This is a genomic window from Anabaena subtropica FACHB-260 (assembly GCF_014697105.1).
GTDB classification, from domain to species: Bacteria; Cyanobacteriota; Cyanobacteriia; order Cyanobacteriales; family Nostocaceae; genus Trichormus; species Trichormus subtropicus.
Map to the genome: position 1 here is coordinate 1 of NZ_JACJRF010000103.1, position 1722 is coordinate 1722.

The 1722-nt window shown below is 64.5% G+C and carries 1 protein-coding gene; it reads right to left on the reverse strand.

Annotated elements, in window-relative coordinates:
• Positions 1-295: 295 nt before the first annotated feature.
• Complete coding sequence (locus H6G18_RS24500) at positions 296-1534, reverse strand: IS256 family transposase (protein WP_190409682.1); 1239 nt, start codon at positions 1532-1534, stop codon at positions 296-298.
• Positions 1535-1722 lie beyond the last annotated feature (188 nt).

Genomic DNA, 1722 nt, shown 5'->3' on the forward strand with positions numbered 1-1722 from the left:
TCAGACTACGACACTGCGCGGGATCTGGATGGATATAGTAGTGCCCGTCCTTCGAAATGTGCGAGACGACTGTACTTGATGGAGAGTTCCATACCTGAACGCGAAATCGATCACCGAAGTGGCCGCGCGTTAGTGCCTGCTTCACGTTGGCATGATCGGGAAGCAACGAGGGCGGGTAGTCGCGGAGCGTGGGTGACTCGCCGTAAAGATCCGCCCACGCTGCAGCAAAGAGGTAGCGATGTAGGTCCTTGGGCATGGGGCGTGTTCAGAGTTTTGTGTGCACGCCGACGGATGATCAGGCGGCCACCTGAAAGCGGTCACCGAACTGAATCGCAAACTGCGCCTTCGCCTGCTGCCACGCCACCGGCGGCCGTTTCCACTTGGCCTCGGCTTGCTTGAGGGCGAGGAAGATCAGCTTCATCGCGGCCTCATCGCTGGGGAAGTGGCCCTTGTTCCGAATCGCCTTCCGGACCTGACTGTGCAGACTCTCGATGGCGTTCGTCGTGTAGATGATGCGCCGCACCGCCGGCGAGAAGGCGAAGAAGGGCACGACCTGCGCCCAGTTGCGCCGCCAGCTCGCGGCGATGGGCGGATAGCGCTCGCCCCACGGCCCCGCCGCGAAGGCCTCCAGCGCCGCCGCGGCCGCCTCGGCATTGAGCGCGGTGTAGATCGGCTTCAGCGCCGCGGCCAGCGCCTTGCGCTCCTTCCAGGACGCGAAGTCGAGGCTGTAGCGCAACAGGTGCACGATGCACGTCTGGACGAGCGTGTCCGGGAAGATCGCGGTGATCGCCTCCGGGAAGCCCTTGAGGCCGTCAACGACCGCGATGAGAACGTCCTGAACGCCGCGTCCCTTGAGATCGGTCATCACGCGCAGCCAGAACTTCGCGCCCTCGGTCTGCTCGAGCCACAGGCCGAGGACCTCCTTCTGCCCAGCGCAGGTGATCCCGATGGCGAGGTAGACCGACTTGGTCTGCACCAAGCCCTCGTCGCGAATCTTCACGCGCAGCGCGTCGAAGAACACCACGGCGTACGTGGGCTCCAGCGGGCGCTGCTGCCAAGCGCTCACCTCCGCGAGAACGCTGTCCGTGATGGCCGAGACCAGCGCGGGCGACACCTCGATGCCGTAGAGTTCGCGCACATGCGCCTGGATGTCGCGCGTGCTCATGCCGCGGGCGTAGAGCGCCACGATCTTGTCGTCAAAGCCCGGAAAGCGCCGGGCGTACTTCGGGATGAGCGTCGGATCGAACTGCCCGTGCCGGTCGCGCGGAATGTCGAGCACGACGCGCTCCTCGGCGAACTGGACCGTCTTCGCCGACGTCCCATTGCGGTGGTTGCCGGCCGCGACTTGGTCGGGGTCGGCCAGATGGACGTCCAGCTCCGCGGCCAGCATCCGCTCGGCCAGGCGCTTCTTCAGCTCCCCGATCAGGCCGTCTTCCTTGAACAGTCCGGGGCCCTGCGGCCGGCCGGCGAGCAGCTGGTCGATCAGCGCGTCGTCAATCCGTGACGCGGGCTTGGTTTTGCGGGGTTGAGCCATATCTGCCTCCTTTCGGGTAGTATGGCGTCACACACAAAATTCTGAACACCCTCTGGGCATGTGTCCGCGGGTCTGGTGGTTCACTACAGCGTGGAGTCTCTTTCCCATGCGCACCACATGCGCTTCCCGATATAGGACACTCTCACGCGTTCTGTCCAAGGCTTCGCAGATTCGGGTGGCCACTTCCT